At 65.3% G+C, this 16,936-nt stretch carries 15 protein-coding genes; 7 read left to right on the forward strand and 8 right to left on the reverse strand.

Translation table 11 applies throughout. The features are described from left to right. Nucleotides 1-57: 57 nt before the first annotated feature. Together CFE28_04280 and CFE28_04285 are read left to right on the forward strand one after the other, a co-directional pair. A complete protein-coding gene (locus tag CFE28_04280) occupies nucleotides 58-1,899 on the forward strand; it encodes a DUF885 domain-containing protein (GenBank protein OYU69288.1) in 1,842 nt (613 codons plus the stop codon). Between the two features lie 154 nt (nucleotides 1,900-2,053). After that, nucleotides 2,054-2,260, forward strand: coding sequence for a hypothetical protein (locus CFE28_04285; GenBank protein OYU69289.1), 207 nt, complete (start codon nucleotides 2,054-2,056; stop codon nucleotides 2,258-2,260). Between the two features lie 23 nt (nucleotides 2,261-2,283). Here CFE28_04285 and CFE28_04290 read toward each other — a convergent pair whose 3' ends face one another. Both CFE28_04290 and CFE28_04295 read right to left on the reverse strand, forming a co-directional pair. Then, entirely contained in the window at nucleotides 2,284-3,378 is a 1,095-nt protein-coding gene (locus tag CFE28_04290) for a hypothetical protein (protein OYU69290.1), read from the reverse strand. A 177-nt stretch (nucleotides 3,379-3,555) separates the two neighbouring features. Beyond that, the gene (locus tag CFE28_04295) at nucleotides 3,556-4,320 is read right to left on the reverse strand and encodes a short-chain dehydrogenase (protein ID OYU69291.1); all 765 of its coding nucleotides are present in this window, start codon (nucleotides 4,318-4,320) and stop codon (nucleotides 3,556-3,558) included. Nucleotides 4,321-4,652: 332 nt separating this feature from the next. Between CFE28_04295 and argH the strand changes: the two genes are divergently transcribed. After that, nucleotides 4,653-6,029: an argininosuccinate lyase gene (gene argH / locus CFE28_04300; protein ID OYU71547.1), complete on the forward strand. Its 1,377-nt coding sequence runs from the start codon at nucleotides 4,653-4,655 to the stop codon at nucleotides 6,027-6,029. On the opposite strand, the gene CFE28_04305 is transcribed toward argH, so the two are convergent. The 4 genes from CFE28_04305 to CFE28_04320 form a co-directional block, all read right to left on the reverse strand. Next, entirely contained in the window at nucleotides 6,026-7,051 is a 1,026-nt protein-coding gene (locus tag CFE28_04305; GenBank protein ID OYU69292.1) for a hypothetical protein, read from the reverse strand. The two genes, argH and CFE28_04305, sit on opposite strands and share 4 nt — an antisense overlap. A gap of 2 nt (nucleotides 7,052-7,053) precedes the next feature. Further along, on the reverse strand, nucleotides 7,054-8,061 hold the full coding sequence (locus tag CFE28_04310) for a hypothetical protein (protein OYU69293.1): 1,008 nt from the start codon (nucleotides 8,059-8,061) through the stop codon (nucleotides 7,054-7,056). Between the two features lie 230 nt (nucleotides 8,062-8,291). Further along, complete coding sequence (locus tag CFE28_04315; GenBank protein OYU69294.1) at nucleotides 8,292-8,972, reverse strand: hypothetical protein; 681 nt, start codon at nucleotides 8,970-8,972, stop codon at nucleotides 8,292-8,294. Nucleotides 8,973-8,979: 7 nt separating this feature from the next. Then, complete coding sequence (locus CFE28_04320; protein ID OYU69295.1) at nucleotides 8,980-9,777, reverse strand: oxidoreductase; 798 nt, start codon at nucleotides 9,775-9,777, stop codon at nucleotides 8,980-8,982. Between the two features lie 201 nt (nucleotides 9,778-9,978). Here CFE28_04320 and CFE28_04325 point away from each other — a divergent pair, with 201 nt between their 5' ends. The 3 genes from CFE28_04325 (at nucleotide 9,979) to CFE28_04335 (ending at nucleotide 11,039) form a co-directional block, all read left to right on the forward strand. Then, on the forward strand, nucleotides 9,979-10,359 hold the full coding sequence (locus CFE28_04325; protein OYU69296.1) for a hypothetical protein: 381 nt from the start codon (nucleotides 9,979-9,981) through the stop codon (nucleotides 10,357-10,359). Further along, nucleotides 10,359-10,541: a DUF3606 domain-containing protein gene (locus CFE28_04330; protein ID OYU69297.1), complete on the forward strand. Its 183-nt coding sequence runs from the start codon at nucleotides 10,359-10,361 to the stop codon at nucleotides 10,539-10,541. Before CFE28_04325 ends, CFE28_04330 begins: the two co-directional genes overlap by 1 nt. Before the next feature lie 123 nt (nucleotides 10,542-10,664). After that, a complete protein-coding gene (locus CFE28_04335; protein OYU69298.1) occupies nucleotides 10,665-11,039 on the forward strand; it encodes an RNA signal recognition particle in 375 nt (124 codons plus the stop codon). Nucleotides 11,040-11,824: 785 nt separating this feature from the next. Here the strand turns inward: CFE28_04335 and CFE28_04340 are convergent. Together CFE28_04340 and CFE28_04345 are read right to left on the reverse strand one after the other, a co-directional pair. After that, on the reverse strand, nucleotides 11,825-12,700 hold the full coding sequence (locus CFE28_04340; GenBank protein ID OYU69299.1) for a copper resistance protein CopB: 876 nt from the start codon (nucleotides 12,698-12,700) through the stop codon (nucleotides 11,825-11,827). Beyond that, nucleotides 12,697-14,418 carry a copper-binding protein gene (locus CFE28_04345; protein ID OYU69300.1) on the reverse strand — a complete coding sequence of 574 codons (1,722 nt, stop codon included), beginning with the start codon at nucleotides 14,416-14,418 and terminating at the stop codon, nucleotides 12,697-12,699. Before CFE28_04345 ends, CFE28_04340 begins: the two co-directional genes overlap by 4 nt. A gap of 255 nt (nucleotides 14,419-14,673) precedes the next feature. On the opposite strand from CFE28_04345, the gene CFE28_04350 reads away from it, so the two are divergent. After that, the gene (locus tag CFE28_04350; protein OYU69301.1) at nucleotides 14,674-16,935 is read left to right on the forward strand and encodes a copper-translocating P-type ATPase; all 2,262 of its coding nucleotides are present in this window, start codon (nucleotides 14,674-14,676) and stop codon (nucleotides 16,933-16,935) included. Nucleotide 16,936: the final 1 nt, after the last annotated feature.

Consider the following 16,936-nt stretch of genomic DNA (forward strand, 5'->3'; position numbering starts at 1 on the left):
CGACCTTGTCAGGACGGCAGGGCTGTCTAGAGTCTCCGAAAGTTTTGCGGGGCTCCCATGCGTAAATCCTTCTCCTTCCTGACCGCCGCGTCCATTGCGGCCCTGCTCCTGGCCGCATCGCCGGCCGCCCGCGCGGCGGACCCGGCGCCGGCCTCCGCCATGACCCCGGCCGCGTCCGAGGACGCCCGGTTCACGGCCTTCCTTGACGGGGAGTTCGCCCAGGAGATCCAGCTGCGTCCCCAGCTGGCCACCCGCCTGGGTCTCAAGGACGGTCAGGACAGGCTGGACGATATCAGCGACGCCGGCCTGCTGAAGCGTCTGGCCTGGCGCCGTGGAAGCGTGGCGAAAATGAAGGCGCAGTTTGACCGCTCAAAGCTGTCGGCCACCGCCCAGGCCAATTACGACATCTGGTCCCAGGAACTGGATCGCGCCGAGCTGACCTACAAGTACCGCCGTTATCAGCCGCCCTTCTATTCCTTCCTCTATTCGGTCCATTCCGAGCTGCCGAACTTCCTGATCAACACCCACCTGGTGCAGTCAGCGTCAGACGCCCATGCCTACACCTCCCGCCTGAAGGCCATGCCGGCCGTTCTGGACACCGCCATCGGCCAGAGCCGCCTGGCGACGGCCAAGGGTGTCCACGCGCCGAAGTTCGAGATCGAGCGGGTTATTGCCGGCAGTCAGGTCCTCACCAGCGGGGCGCCCTTCGACAAAGGGCCCGACTCGCCGATCTGGGCCGACATCAAGGGCAAGATCGGCAAGCTGCAGGCGTCCGGCAAGGTTTCGGAGGCAGAAGCCACCGCCCTGCTTGAAGAGGCGCGGCTCGCCCTTCTGGGCGTTTCCCCTGCCTATCAAAGGGTCATCGCCTGGGCCCAGGGCGAACTGCCCCGGGCGCCTTCTGGCCGCACAGGCGCGGTCTCGCTTCCAGGCGGCGCAGCCTGGTATGCGGCGGCTCTGAGACTGAACACCACCACCGACATGACAGCCGCGCAGATCCACCAGGTGGGCCTGGCCGAGGTCACCCGCATCGAGGCGGCCCAGGACGCCCTGGCCCGCCAGGCCGGGTTCAAGGATCGCGAGGCCTATTCCGCAGAGCGGGCCCGGCTCTACCCGCCCACCCTCTGGACCGACCAGGCGCGGGCGGACTATCTCCGCCTCGCCAATGACACCATCGCCCATACCCGGACCCTGCTGCCGCAATGGTTTGGCGAATTGCCCGCCTATCGGATGGAAGTCCTGCGTGAGCCTTCCTTCAGCGAGGTTGCAGGCGGCGCTGCGCACGCCGGCGGGCCCAGCCCCGATGGCGCCCGGCCCGGGCGGGTCTATGTGCACCTGCTCGGCAATACCGACGACCCGGCCGACGTCTACAACCTCATGTGCCATGAGGGCGTTCCGGGCCACGTCATGCAGGGGGACATCCAGGTTCGCCAGAAGGACGCCCCGAAGTTCCGCAAGACCTATGGCTATGTGGCCTACAACGAAGGCTGGGCCCTCTACACCGAAGCCCTCTGCAAGGAGATGGGGGTCTATCCCGACATCGCCGCAGACTTCATGCGCCTGGACGCCGAACTGTTCCGCGGCGCCCGGCTGGTGGTGGACACCGGCATCCACGCCATGGGTTGGACCGAGGATCAGGCGGTCGACTACATGATGAAGACCGGCCGCCGGCCAACGGATCAGGCCCGGTCAGAAGTCCGCCGCTACATCACCCTCCCAGGCCAGGCGACGGGCTACAAGATCGGCATGCTCAAGATCATGGAGCTGCGGAAGAAAGCTGAAGCGGAGCTGGGTCCGAAGTTCGACCTGCGCGGCTTCCATGACCTCGTGGTGGGCGCCGGCTCCATGCCACTTCCGGTGCTGGAGCGCCGGGTGAATGACTGGATCGCTGCGAGGCGATAGTCGGGAAGCCGACAGCCGATCGGCTGGGACAAAGGGGAAACATCGCACAAACCCTTGTGGGCGGCCCGATGTTCTCCACTGTTTCTAGCGGTTGGCGATTCGTTCAGGTTGCTGACTGAAAACCGTCGTTTCCGGGCCTGCCAGGATTGCCGTCATGCACCGCGTCTTTGTTGCAAACGCCAGCTTTGACCGCCTGGACTACTGGCTCCACCATCCCAGGTCAGTGGCGGATCTCGAGGCCATGGGCGAGGCCCTGCGTCCAGGGGTCCGGGTCATCCTGTTCGGGTCAGGGAGCCAGGAGCAGCCTGCCCGACTTGAGTTTCAGGAAGAGGTCAATTGCTGGGTCGCCTATCCCGTTTGACCGGCGCGCGCCCAGGTCCCGGTCTATTTGCGAACCAGCTCCACCATGGCCTTGTCGGCGTCGGCGATCATGGCGTTGACCTCGGCGGCATAGCCCTCGGGGTCCTTGATGTCAGCGAAGAACCGGAACTGGAAGTCGGCGCCAGGATTGAACAGCCCGCCCTGACTGCTTGAGGATCGCAGGCTGAAATGGTCGGTGCCGCCTTCAATGGACTGGGCCAGTCGCACCACGACATCTCCGTCCTTGGCCGGGGCGGGCTTCATATAGGACACCTTCTGCCACTTGGCGTTTCCGTCTGCGGTGCGGAAGCTGATCCGGGTCTGGTCAGCCAGCAGGCCAACCTGGGCCAGGGCCTGACCCTTGGCGTTCTCTTCAATCCTGTAGCCCCCCAGGGTGCGCTTGCGGCTGGTCGCCGTCTCGCCAAGCGTGACCACATAGGTCGCCTTGACCACGTGGGCGTTGAGCGCCTTGGCCAGCTGGACCTCCTGGGAAGGCAGAGCCCAGATCCGTCCGATGGAGACCATGCTTGGGCCGCCGGGGGTGGTGCTGGCGCCACCCATCCGCGACAGATAGCCGATATAGGACTTGGGCTGTTCGAACTGGCTGCCTTCCGCAGCATAGGGCAGGTATGGGGTCAGGGCGGCCGGGCTCACCAGCATGGCGTCCCCCAGGGCGTTTCCGAACTTCGTCGGGTTCGGAAAGCCGGCGGTCTTGGTGATCTGCTGGTAGACCGGGCTGGCGGTGACCTCCCCTTCGCTGAGGACCTCATATCCCGCCGCCGTCAGATCGGCCTTCAGTCGGGAATAGGCCTGCTCGGCGATTTCCTGCTGCATGACGGTGTCCGCAACCGGCATGGCCAGGACGGACTGGGAGGATGTCTTGTCGGCGAACATGCCGCTGCCGCCCTGCTTGGTGGCGGCGACCGAGGACTGGAAGGATACGATGACGCTGGTGATCGCCACCCGGCGATTGGCGCCGAGCCCCGTGACGGCGGAATCCGTAAAGGCGGCCTGGGCCGGGCTTGCGGTCTGCGCCAGGCCTGAAACGGGAAGGCTCGCACAGATCAGAAGGGAGAGGGCGGTCAGCCCCCGACGGGCCTGGGCCGGGAAAATTTTCATGGGTCATGCCTTCTGGAAAGAACGAGCACAAAACCCAAAATGCCAATCGGCTGTCTGATATCGCGGGAAAATCAGCAGGTTGGGGACTGTAGCGTCACCCTAGCCGCTGATCCTCGCCCCCGCATGGCGCAAACGGACTACGGCGACAGCATGCCGCCGCAGTCGGTCTGGTTGCCACTAGCCCTGGAAACGCCGGTTCAGCTTGCGCATGCCGCCGATCCAGCGGCCATAGTCGTTGGTCTTGTTGCGCATATAGTCCAGCACCTCGGGGTGGGGCAGGATCAGGAACTCTTCCTTCTCCAGCGACTTGACCACCACCTCGGCCAGGAAGTCGGGCTCCATCATGCCGTCAATGCTGGCCACCCCATCGGGATTGTTGGCGGTCATGGCCGTGCGAACCGCCTGCGGGCAGAGGACCGACACCTTGATCCCCTGGTCGCCGTGGGTGATGGCCAGCCATTCGGCCAGGCCCACCGCGGCGTGCTTGGTCACCGCATAGGGCGCCGAACCGATCTGCGACAGCAGGCCCGCCGCCGAGGCGGTATTCAGCAGATAGCCGCCGCCCCGGGCCGCCATCAGGGGCACCAGGTAACGGGCGGCCCAGACATGGGCCATGACATTGATGTCCCAGATCCTCTGCCAGTCGGCGTTCGGGGTCTCGGCCCCGCCACCCGTGCCGATCCCGGCGTTTGAGCAGAAAAGGTCGATGGGACCATGGTTGGCCTCCACCGTGTCGATCAGGCCCTTGATGTCGTCCTCGTTCGAGACGTCGACCTTGAAGGCGATCCCGCCCATCCCGGCCGCCGTGGCCTGGGCGCCGGCTTCGTCCCGGTCGGCGCAGACGATCAGCTTGGCGCCTTCCTTGGCAAACCTATGGGCCATGGCGCGGCCGATGCCGCTGGCGGCGCCCGTAATGACGATGATGCGATCCTTGAGGTCCATGGTCCCCTCCCTTTGTGGGTCTGATTGGCTTTGAACCTGTTTAGCGCCAGAAGGCGGGCCCTGTCTGCACCGACCTTGATCCCCGGGACGGGCGAAACCGCCGCCTCAATATTGGGCGCCGGACCCCAGCGGGAGCAGGGCGCCCGGTTTCCGCTGGCGCCCCAACGGGCAGGCCCCTAGCAAGGGTCACCATCCAGACCGGGAGCGCCCTCATCATGCAAAGCCGCCGCAATCTCATCTCCGGCTTCGCGCTGTCAGCGGGTCTTGGCCTCGCCACGGCCCTCAAGCCAAAGCGCGCCGTGGCCCAGGCGGCCACAGGCGGTGGTCAGGCCATGTGGGGCGGGCGGTTCACGGAAAAGCCCGGCGCCCTGATGCAGGAGATCAATGTCTCCATCGATGTGGACCGCCGGTTCTGGCGCCAGGACATCACCGCCTCCCAGGCCCATGCTTCCATGCTGGTGAAGCAGAAGATCATCACCGCCGACGACGGCGAGAAGATCCAGGGCGGCCTGAAAACCATCATAAGCGAGATCGAGGCCGGGACCTTCCCCTTCCGCCGGGAGTTCGAGGATATCCACCTCAATGTCGAGGCAAGGCTGGGCGAGCTGATCGGCCCAGCCTCGGGGCGTCTGCATACCGCCCGCTCGCGCAATGACCAGGTGGCCACCGACTTCAAGCTCTGGGTCCGCGACGCCCTCGATGACATGCAGCTCAAGGTCAAGGACCTGCAGCTGGCCCTGGTCACCCGGGCCGAGCAGCACGCCGACAGCCTCATGCCGGGCTTCACCCACATGCAGCCGGCCCAGCCCATCACCCTGGGCCACCACCTGATGGCCTATGTGGAAATGTTCGCCCGGGATGTCTCGCGCATGGCCGACGCCCGGACCCGGATGAATGAGTGCCCCCTGGGTTCCGCCGCCCTGGCCGGCACCTCATTCCCCATCGACCGGACCATGACCGCCCAGGCCCTGGGCTTCGCCCGCCCCATGGCCAACAGCCTGGACGGGGTGGCCGACCGCGACTTCGCCCTGGAGACCCTGTCCTGCTTCACCCTGTGCGCCGGTCACCTGTCGCGGCTGGCCGAGGAAATGGTCATCTGGTGCAATCCGCAGTTCGGCTTCATCGCCTTATCGGATTCCTATTCCACCGGCTCGTCCATCATGCCGCAGAAGCGCAATCCCGACGCCGCCGAGCTGGTCCGCGCCAAGTCCGGCCCGATCAGCGGCGATTTCCTGGCCCTCAACACCGTGCTCAAGGGCCTGCCTCTGGCCTATGACAAGGACCTTCAGGAGGACAAGCCGCCGGTCTTCCACGCCTTCGACGCCCTGGACCTGGCCATCCGCGCCATGACCGGCATGGTGCTGGACTTCAAGGCCAACACCGCCCGCATGGCCACCGTCGCCGCCGCCGGCTTCTCCACCGCCACCGATCTCGCCGACTGGCTGGTCCAGAACCTGAAGATCCCCTTCAGGGAGGCCCACCATATTGCAGGCGCCGCCGTGAAGCTGGCCGAGAGCAAGGGGGTGGAGTTGTCCCAGCTGACCCTCAAACAGTACCAGGGCCTCAATCCCGGCATCACTGCCGACATCTACCGCGTCCTCACCGCCCGGGCCTCCTGCGAGGCCCGCACCTCCTATGGCGGCTCGGCGCCTTCGCAGGTGCGTCTGCAGATTGCACGGTGGAGGGGGCTGCTGACGGCGAAGGGTTAGCTCTCGGGGGAGTCGTGCTTTTCAGGCCAGGAGGTGGCGTTACGCCGGTAACTCAACTCGATTGTCGGGCGCACTTCACCGGTGTCGATGAAGGCTTCCATGTCGATCACGAGGGCCTTGGCCTTCTCGATCTGGTCGGCGACTGGATCTTCCGGCAGAGGCGGTGGAGGGGGCGGCTTTTCGAGACCGAGCAGTCTCTTCCAGAAGGGTATGTAGGGGACCCTGTAGAAGCGTCCACCCTGCACGATCCCCCGATGTTCTTCCGTGCTGAAATCCTCGATGTAAAATCCGGGCGCGACCCAGACATCAGGTGAGCTGGAATAGTCGAACCAGAATCGGCAGTTGTAGACCCCGATCCTGCGGTAAAAATCGAAGCCGTTACCCGGGCTGTCCGCTGCGAAAACGGTCTGTTCCTTCCAGCCGCGGGCCAGCATGAAGGGGATCAGCTCCTTCTTCATCTCGGCGCGGAGGGAGGCCTTTTTTCCGGTGCGTGGCTTTGGGGTGGCAGTTTTCAAAGTCAGTTGAGTCCATTCCGCCCGGGATTCTCCATCGGGCCGAAATCCGCAGATGGCGACTGACAGATCGAGGGCCAGATCAAACATCCAGTCCACCTCATCAGTTCCTTCCGCCTGCACCTGCTTGGTCAGCTGCGCCTGAAGTTCAGAAAAAGGGTCTGGGGGAAGGCCCTCAACTTCCACGCCCTCGAGATCCACATCGGGATCGTGAACGACTGACCATGATGGCCTTCCATCCTCGTAGCCATGGAGCTGACTGACCATGACTGTTTCGCTCATTTCGCCGCCTATGGCAGAGCGCCCGGCCGACACAGACTTGAGGGCCTGGCTCAGGACAAATGTGCGGTCATTGGCGACGATCACAAACCATCCGTTCGGCAGTTCTGCGCAGGCATAGTCGCCGGTCAGGCAATCGCTGCTGTCTCCGATCTCGGTGAGCCCAAGGGTCTCCAGAACCGCCTCACGGTACTGTCCCTGCAGGGCAATCCAGCTGGCTGATACACCCATCTCTATTTCCTCCGCGGTTGGGGTTTGGCTGTAGGTAGCGTTTGTTCCCGGCCCCTGTGGCTGCGGCCGATCTGGGCCATGTGCAGGCCGAAGGCGGCGCCTAAGTCCTGGGGCAGGAAATGATCGACACGATAGTTTTCGACAGCCCCTGCATATGCCGCCCTCTGACCTGTGCTCAGCCTTGCTGTCGGGCCAAACTTGGCCTCGACGACATTCGCCCTCTGCCCGGCTCTGTCCGTGCTGATATGATCCGGGATGGTACGGCCGCCTGGAACGTCGTGCGGCGCTCTTGCTCCGTCGCCTGTCATGATCCTTTGTCCGCGGGCCCGGCTGCGCAGTTTTGAAAGCTCCTCGCCCAATAGGCCCTTGTCCCGGATGGTCTGGGAGCTTGACCACTTGCGCCCGGCATATCCGCCCAGCGCGCCAAGTGTTCCCCCGACCAGCGCCGCCTCCCGGGCGCGGTCTATGGACTGGGCGGACAGCCGACGATTGAATGTATCCTGGGCAAGCGAGGTCACGCCGCCATCGATCGCGCCTGCCCTGCCGCCCATCCCGGACCTAACTGCGAGCGCTCCGGTCGTTCCGCCAAATGCCGCTCCAGCATAGTCGCCCAGGGAGCCCAGATTGCGGCTTTGCAGGTCCGAAAACGCCTGACCTCCGATCCCGCTCGCCCCGCCGGCCGCACCAATCACAGCCAGCTCCCGCGCGATCAATGGGGCGGCCTCGGTCATCCTGGCCCCCGCCGCAATCAGACCTTCAGCCGGGCCCAGGGCCAGGATTTGGGCCCCGGTTCCTGCAATCTGTCCGGCCGTTCGCGCTGTTCTGAAATGCTGCTCGTCATACCGGTCCCGCGCCCGCTCTGAAGCTTCCCGTTCGCGATAGGCGCGTACCAGATCCTTGCCCTGAATGGCGTCGCCAATTGCGTTCCCGCCCGCCCAGACCTTGTCGCCCAGGCCGAAGGTGAAGGCGTCCTGCGCGCCCCGCGCGCCAGCCAGTGTCTGGTCCAGCACCGCCTGGCCATCAAGGCTTCGCCTACCTCGCACCGACGGGTGACGCTTCGGCCCGTGAACCTGCGTATTACGCGCCAACATCCAGTCGTTGATGTCCGGCCCAGCCCGCTGTTGTCTTCCCCGTTCCGCCATGAATCCCTCTGAACCCTTTACGACGATATCCCCATAGCTCTACCATGAGGCGCATTCGTTGTAAAGAACAAAAAGAGAACGCATAGCCAGCGATTGGCCTAACTCCCCATCCTCCCGATCGCCTCCGCCCTCAACCCCATGAACTGGGCCGCCAGGTCGTGCAGCAGGTAGACCTCCCGCGACCGGGTCCAGGCCTGGCCGGACTGGGGGTCATAGTCGGCGGGCAGGGGGATGTCGGCGGCGACGAAGGCGTCCATGCCGGCGGCCCGGGAGACCTTCACGCAGCGCTTGGCGTGGTCGCGGTGGGCGACGACGGCGACCTTGCCCAGGTCTCCGCCTCCCGCAGCGAGGGCCGCTGCCGCCACTCCGTCCGTACTCAGATAGATCACCTGGCCGTCGGGGCCCAGGACCGGCTCGATGGAGACGGCGTCGGTCAGGCCGTGGCGGGCATTCAGGAAATGGGCCACCTCCCACTGGGCGAAGATGCGCGCTGGACGGATGGCGTGGAATTCGGCCACCGCCCGGGCCAGGGCGGCGTTGACTGGCCCCGGCTCATCCAGCCTGTCCATCAGGGGCGCGTCATTGGGCGGGGCTGGCCCCTGTCTTGGCCGGTTGCCGAAGGCATAGGCGATGATGCTGTCCGCCTCCGCCATGGGGACGATGGGCGGACGCCAGTTGGCGCCCGCCTCCAGCAGATGGGCCGCCATCCGCCCGGCCAGGGCTTCATCGCCCAGTTGATCGGCGAGGATGGCGGCGAGCTGGTCCTGAAGTTCACTCACAGGACGCCTAGAGGGCGAAGGTGAAGCCGCCATTGACCGGATAGACCTGGCCGGTGATCCAGGGCGAGGCATCCGAGGCCAGGAACTGGACCATGTTGGCGATGTCTTCCGGCTGGCCCGGGCGGCGGATGATGTACTTCTCCATCTGGCGCTTCAGGCGCTCCTGATCGCCTTCCAGGGTGCGGCGGACCGCCGGGGTGGCGGTCAGGGCGATGGCGATGCAGTTGGCGGTGATCTGGTGGCGGCCCACGGTGCGGGCCACCGAGCGCATGAAGCCCGCGGCCCCGGCCTTGGAGGCGGCGTAGATCTCCATGCTGGCGTCCCCCCACCGTCCGGCGTCGGAAATGATGGTAATGATCCGGCCGGGCGCCTGGCGCTCGATCATGCCGGGAATGACCGCCGCCGTGCAGTTCATCACCCCATAGAAATTGACGCCGATGAAGCTCTGCCAGACATCGGGTCCGGTTTCCCAGAAGGGCTTGGCCAGTTCCGGCGAGGGATTGGCCCCCGCATTTCCGGCATTGTTGACCAGCACGCCGATAGGCCCCAGGGCGGCCCGGCCCTGGGCCACCATGTCCTTCACGTTGGCCAGGTCGGAAACGTCGGCCTGGATGGCCACGGCCTTGCCCCCGGCGGCGCGGATTTCCTCGGCCACGGCCTCGGCGCGCTCCAGCACATAGTCATTGACCACCACGCCGCCGCTATTCAGGGCCGCGCTCAGCTGCAGGGCCGTCTGACGCCCCACCCCCTGACCGCCGCCGGTCACCAGGGCCACGCGCCCGCCAAGGTCCAGAATGTCCGTCATGTTTCCTCTCCCGTTTTGAGCGCCTCTTTGGGGCTTGAGGAAATCAACGCCGGGCGGGGGGAAGTTGCAAGGGGGCTGGGCCAGAGCCGCACTCAGGCGACGCAGAATTGTCGTCTGTCGTCGGTATTCATTGACCGCCGCGGTCAGGGTCACCACTAATCAGGCCGAGGGCAGGATTTCACACCACACACGGAGGCGACGATGGGCATTTTCAGCTCGATCATGAACAAGATTTTCCACCACAAGGATGAGGCCAAGGCCGCCCCGGCGGCGCCGGTCGCTGAGGCGGCTCCGGTGGCTGCGGCCCCAGCACCGCCCCCCGCGCCGGTGGACGTGGAAGCCGTTCTGACGGCCCTGTCCGCCAGCAAGGGCGGCGGCCTCAACTGGCAGACCTCGATCGTCGACCTGCTGAAGCTGCTCGACCTCGACTCCAGCCTCTCGGCCCGCAAGGAACTGGGTGATGAGCTGAACATCCAGGTGGGCGCTGACGGTTCCGCAGAGCAGAACATCGCCCTGCACAAGGCCGTCATGCAGAAGCTGGCCGAAAACGGCGGCGTGGTTCCAGACAGCCTCAAGGGCTGATGGCCGGCCTCAAGGACAAGCGCGGCTTCATCGACAAGGACCGCCTGGATCTCTCCGAGCGCCAGGCGGTCGAATACTGGATGAAGCGCTGGGGCGTGACCCGCGACCAGCTGACCACGGCCCACCGCAAGGTGGGCCGGATGGTGAAGGATATTGCCGCGGAGCTGGGCAAGAAGCGGTGAGGGGGTTTGTCGGTGGGCCGGGCTTGATCATTCCGGGCCCGGGCGTGAACATCCTCACAAACGGGCTGCGAGGCTTTCGTGCCCAGCCACCCCAACTCCGTAACTCCAGAGAGAGGACGTGAAATGGCCTATATCGATGGTTTCGTGATCGCGGTGCCGACCGCCAACAAACAGAAGTTCATTGACCATGCGGCGATGGCGGACCCCATGTTCATCGAGATGGGTGCGACACAGGTTGTTGAAGCCTGGCAGGATGATGTGAAGGACGGCAAGGTCACCGACTTCCGCCGCGCCGTGCAGGCAAGGGACGACGAGAGCATTGTCTTCTCGTGGATCACCTGGCCCGACAAGGAAACCCGCGACGCCGCCAACGCCAGGATGATGGCGGCGGACTTCAAGGATCCCCGCATGGACCAGGAAGCCAACCCCATGCCCTTTGACGGCATGCGGATGATCTATGGCGGCTTCAGCCCGGTGGTTGAGCTGGGCGGGAAGTGATAGGGCCGGCCATAATGGCGGTTTAGGCTGGTAGGGAGTTGAGGAGATAGTTCAGGAGGTAATGTTGTGTTGTGCCGCCTGGAGGGTGGAATCAAAAGAGCTCCAGAGTTTCGTACACTGACACCGTCATTCCAGGGCAGATCAATATCGTACTGAGTCACTGCAGTTCTGTTTTCACGTTGCGTGTGGGTGGCAAGGTTAAATCCTCTAAGCACAGAGGTTACCATCACTTATCGAATGCCGGGGTTCGCCACCTGTGACGACGCTTTCCAACTACCCTCGCGAGCTTCAGCGCAGGATTCTAAGCGCTTGGCGACCCAGGAGCCCATATTGGCTATTTCGCGATTCTCGGAGCCTAAATCGTCGTGCCCAACACGAGGTTGAGGTGAGGATCAACCTTCCGAAAGAGGCATTTCCAAGCATTACGCAGATCGAAGGCTGGGAAATCGCAAACAGCAAGCCCGAAGATGGAATGCTGTTTCTTCGCCGAAAACAACCACTGACGAATTATGCGCTGCGGCGGCTTTTCCGAGACGCGATAGTGTTCGCCTATTGTCACGAAGGAGGGTTTCACTCGTGGATGCACAAGCCCGACTTGAGCGATTGGGAAAAAGCTAACCGAGAATTACCCTAAACCGGAGTTGCGGTGGCAGTGCATGAAACAGATCAGGCCCATTGGGCCATTTGGCTCCAATGGTATAGGCCGATTTCCGGCGCGGCCGACCAAAACTCTAAGTCGTTGAAAATTAACCTGTTTCACGTGAAACAAAACAGGAACATTCGCGCTAGAACCAGCCCCTGATCCCGACCACCACCCCGGTGCTCGTCACCTCATGCCCGCCCGCCCGGGCGAAGTCGGCGGTGCGGCCATAGGCGCGTTCCCAGGTCACGCCGACATAGGGCGCGAATTCCCGGCGGATTTCGTAGCGCAGGCGCAGGCCCAGTTCGGCCTTGGAGAGGCCAGAGCCGGTCTCCTGCCGGGGCATGTCCCGGGCGGCGAAGTTCAGTTCGGCCCGGGGCTGGAGGATCAGGCGCTGGGTCAGGCGCAGGTCATAGCTGCCCTCGGCCCGGGCCAGCAGGTCGCCCTTGGTGGAAAGATAGAGCCCGCCCTGGGCGTGGATCCAGTAGGGCAGGAGGGTCTCGACGCCCACCGCCGCATAGGTACGGGCCGGGCCGGGGCTGAAGTCCTGACGCAGGCCCGCCTGCAGGTTGGCGTAGGGACCGACGGCGCGGGAATAGAGGGCCTGGACCTCGGCGGCCTCGACGCCGTCCTGGACCCCGCCTTCGCCCTCGGTCTTCACCACCAGCCGGTGGATGTCGCCGCCATACCAGGCCTCGCCTTCCCAGCGATAGCCGTCCTCACCGGAGCGGGCCTGGTATTCGAAGAGGTCGGCGCCGACCCTGGACATGGGCATGCCGCCATGTTCGTAGCGCAGGACCTGCCGGGCCCGGGCCATGGCCTCGGCGCCCCAGGCCAGGTCGGCGGACCTCTGGTTGGCTGGGTCGATGGCGGGGTCGGCTGTGGGCGGCGGACCTTGCGTCTCGGTCGGGGCCGGCATGGCCATGCCCGGCATGTGGTGATGGCTGTGGTCCTGGGCCGCCGCCGGGCTGGCCAGGAGGGCGCCGATCAGGGCGCCTGGCAGGGTGAGGGACAGCCTCATGCGGCGGCCTTCCGCACGGCGAAGACCTGAAACATGCCCGAATGCATGTGATAGGCCATGTGGCAGTGGATGGCCCAGTCGCCGGTCTCGGCCGTGAAGTCAAAGCTCACCTTGCCGCCGGGCAGGACCAGGACGGTGTGCTTGCGCGGATGGCGGCCGTCGGGCCCGAAGGCCAGCTCGAAGAAGTGGCCGTGTAGGTGGATGGGGTGGGCCATCATGGTGTCGTTAATCAGGGTCACCTGCACCCGCTCCCCGGCCTGGAAGGCATAGGGCGGCGGCCCTTCGGCATAGCTCTTGCCGTCAAACCCCCACATGAACCGTTCCATATTGCCGGTCAGGTGGATGTCCAGGGTCCGGGTCGGCGGTCTCGTGTCAGGGTTGGGGTCGCGGGCGACGAGGTCGGTATAGACCAGCACCTTGTGGCCAGCGGTCTCCAGCCCCTGGCCCGGCTCGGCGCTGCGGTCCATGGGCATGGGCGACAGCATCTGGACGCCGGGGCCCATCTTCACGCCAGGCGCGTTGTCGGGATTGCGCATGGACATGTCCATGGTGTGCCCGCCACCCCCATGCATGCCGCCCATATGCATGCCGCTCATGTCCATGCCCATGTCGCGCATGGTTCCCAGGGGCCGCTCGCGCAGGGGCGGGACCTCGGCGGTCATGCCCAGACGCGGCGCCAGGGTGGCGCGGCCCCTGCCGGAACGGTCAACGGCTTCGGAGACCAGGGTATAGGCCTTGTCGTCCATGGGCTGGACGATGACGTCATAGGTCTCGGCATTGGCGATCTGGAATTCGTCCACCTCCACCGGCTCGACATTCTGGCCGTCGGCGGCGACCACAGTCAGTTTCAGTCCGGGGATGCGGACGTTGAAGATGGTCTGGGCCGCGGCGTTGATGAACCTCAGACGCACCCGCTCGCCGGGCTTGAACAGGCCGGTCCAGTTGTCCTTGGGCCCATGGCCGTTGATCAGGAAGGTGAAGACGTTTCCGGTGACGTCGGAAATGTCGGTGGGGTCCATGAGCATCTTGGCCCACTCCCGCCTCTGGGCGAAGGTCTGGTCCTTGCCGCCCAGCAGGCCACCCACGGTCTGCTTCTGGAAATTGAAGAGGCCGCTCTGCTGCTTCATCTTCTGCATCAGGACGTGGGGATGCTGGCGGCTGTAGTCTGACAGCACGACCACATGTTCGCGGTCATAGGCTATGGGGTCAGGCCCAGCCGGGTCGATGATCAGCGGGCCGTAATGGCCCATGGGCTCCTGCATGCCCGAATGGCTGTGATACCAGTAGGTCCCCGACTGGATCAGCGGGAACTCATAGGTGAAGGTCTCGCCCGGTTTGATCCCCGGGAAGGTCAGGCCAGGCACCCCGTCCATCAGGAAGGGGACCAGCAGGCCGTGCCAGTGGATGGAGGTGTCTTCGTCCAGGGTGTTGGTCACCCGGATCCGCGCCGTCTGACCCTCCTTGAAGCGGAGCAGTGGGGCCGGGACCGTGCCGTTCATGGCCACGGCATGGCCAGGCTTGCCGTCGATCTTCACCCGGACATGGCCAACGGAGATATCAATGTCAGGGCCGTTCAGGGTGGTCTGGCCCGGCCCGGCGCCCTCCGTCCCGCTGATCGCCCAGCCGGGCAGGAGGCCGTTGAGGGCGACGCCTCCGGCCAGGACTGCGGAGGCCGAAAGGAAGTTTCGCCTGTCCAGTTTCGAAATCTTGCGGGTCATTGACCGTCTGCCTGTGTCGCCGGAATAGGCGGGTCACGATCTGCGCCTGTCAGGTCGGATCGCAACGAACTCATAATGGGGACGGACATGTGGATCAGCCATCCCCGATCAAGGGCTGGTGGCATTTAAATCTGTATACGAAATCCCCGGCCCGGCGTTACGTCACAGCGATCTCGCAGGGAGAAGAATGTGTCCAGTCCAACTGACCTGCCGCAAGCTGATCCCGTGGCGACCGTGAAGGACCCGGTCTGCGGCATGAACGTCAATCCGCTGACGAGCGCCCACCGGACCACTCACGGCGGCCAGGACTTCTTCTTCTGCTGCGCCGGTTGCAAGACCAAGTTCGAGGCCGATCCCGGCAAGTACCTCAACAAGGTTGAGGCGCCGCCCCCGCCGCCCGCCCCGGCCGGAACCATCTTCACCTGCCCCATGGACCCTGAAATCCGGCAGGAGGGGCCCGGCGCCTGCCCGATCTGCGGCATGGCCCTGGAGCCGGAGCTGGTCACGGCTGAGGCCGGCCCGAACCACGAACTCATCGACATGACCCGGCGGTTCTGGATCGCCCTGGTGCTCACCGCGCCAGTCTTTGTCCTGGAAATGGGCGGTCACCTGACCGGGATCATGGCCTTCATGGGCCGGACCTCGACCCTGGTCCAGATGGCCCTGGCGACCCCGGTGGTCCTCTGGGCGGGCTGGCCCTTCTTCCAGCGGGGCTGGACGTCGATCCGGACCGGCCGGTTCAACATGTTCACCCTGATCGCCATGGGGGTCGGGGTAGCCTGGACCTACAGCATGGTCGCCGTCCTGGCGCCCGGCCTCTTCCCTGCGGCCTTCCGCAATCACGAGGGCGTGGTCCCGGTCTATTTCGAGGCTGCCGCCGTCATCGTCGTCCTGGTCCTGCTGGGCCAGATGCTGGAGCTGCGGGCCCGGGACCAGACCGGCGGCGCCATCCGCGCCCTGCTGAACCTGGCTCCCAAGACCGCCCGGCGTATCCGGGCTGACGGGTCAGATGAGGATGTCGCCCTCGACCAGATCCATGTAGGCGACCGTCTGCGCCTGCGACCGGGGGAGAAGATCCCGGTGGATGGCGAGGTGCTCGAGGGCCGGGTCTCCATCGATGAGTCCCTGGTCACCGGGGAATCCATGCCCGTGACAAGGGAGGTCGGCGGCAAGGTGATCGCCGGCTCGATCAACACGACGGGCTCCTTCATCATGCGGGCCGAGAAGGTCGGCGCCGACACCCTGCTGTCGCGGATCGTCCAGATGGTCGCCGAAGCCCAGCGCAGCCGGGCGCCGATCCAGCGCATGGCTGACCGGGTGGCGGGCTGGTTCGTGCCCTCGGTGGTGGCTGTCGCTTTGGTCGCCTTCGCGGTCTGGGCCCTGGTCGGTCCAGAGCCGCGCTTCACCTACGCCCTGGTGGCCGCCGTCTCGGTCCTGATCATCGCCTGTCCCTGCGCCCTGGGTCTGGCGACGCCCATGTCGATCATGGTCGGGGTCGGTCGCGGCGCCCAGGCCGGGGTGCTGATCAAGTCCGCCGAAGCCCTGGAGCGTCTGGAAAAGATCGACACCCTGGTCATCGACAAGACCGGCACCCTCACCGAAGGCCGCCCGTCGGTGACCGCCCTTCGCCCCATGCCGGGCTTGGACGAGGCGGAACTCCTGCGCCTGGCGGCCAGTCTTGAGCGTGGCAGCGAGCACCCCCTGGCCGAGGCCATACTGCGGGCGGCGAAGGATCGCGGCCTCACCCTGTCAGAGGCTTCAGACTTCAACTCTCCCGTCGGCAAGGGGGTGCTGGGGACAGTTGACGGCAAGGCCATGGTCCTGGGCGGCGCCCGGCTGATGGCCGAGCAGGGGATCGACCTTGGACCCCTGGAAGCCGAGGCCGAAACCCTGCGCCAGGACGGCGCCACGGTGATCTTCGCCACGGTGGACAAAGCCTTGGCCGGCCTGATCGGCATTGCCGACCCCATCAAGGCGACCTCAACGGCGGCGGTGAAGGCGCTCAAGGCAGACGGCATCCGTCTGGTCATGATGACTGGCGACAACCGCACAACGGCCCTTGCGGTCGCCCGACGCCTGGGCATTGACGATGTCGAGGCCGAGGTCCTGCCGGAAGACAAGGCCAGGGTGGTCCAGAAGCTTCGGGCCGAGGGCCGCGCCGTGGCCATGGCCGGCGACGGGGTCAATGACGCCCCGGCCCTGGCCGCCGCCGAGGTCGGGATCGCCATGGGCGCCGGGTCTGACGTGGCCATCGAAAGCGCCGGGGTGACCCTGCTAAAAGGCGATCTGCAGGGCATTGCAAAGGCGCGGCGCCTGTCCCGCGCCGTCATGGCCAATATCCGGCAGAACCTGGTTTTCGCCTTCGTCTACAATCTGGCTGGCGTACCCATTGCAGCGGGGGTTCTCTATCCTGCTTTCCACCTGCTGCTTTCGCCACAGATCGGCGCCGCGGCCATGGCCCTGTCCTCGGTCAGCGTAATCAGCAACGCCCTGCGCCTGCGCTCCGCCGTCCTTTGAG

The sequence above is a fragment of the Alphaproteobacteria bacterium PA2 genome (assembly GCA_002256425.1).
Lineage (GTDB): Bacteria > Pseudomonadota > Alphaproteobacteria > Caulobacterales > Caulobacteraceae > Phenylobacterium.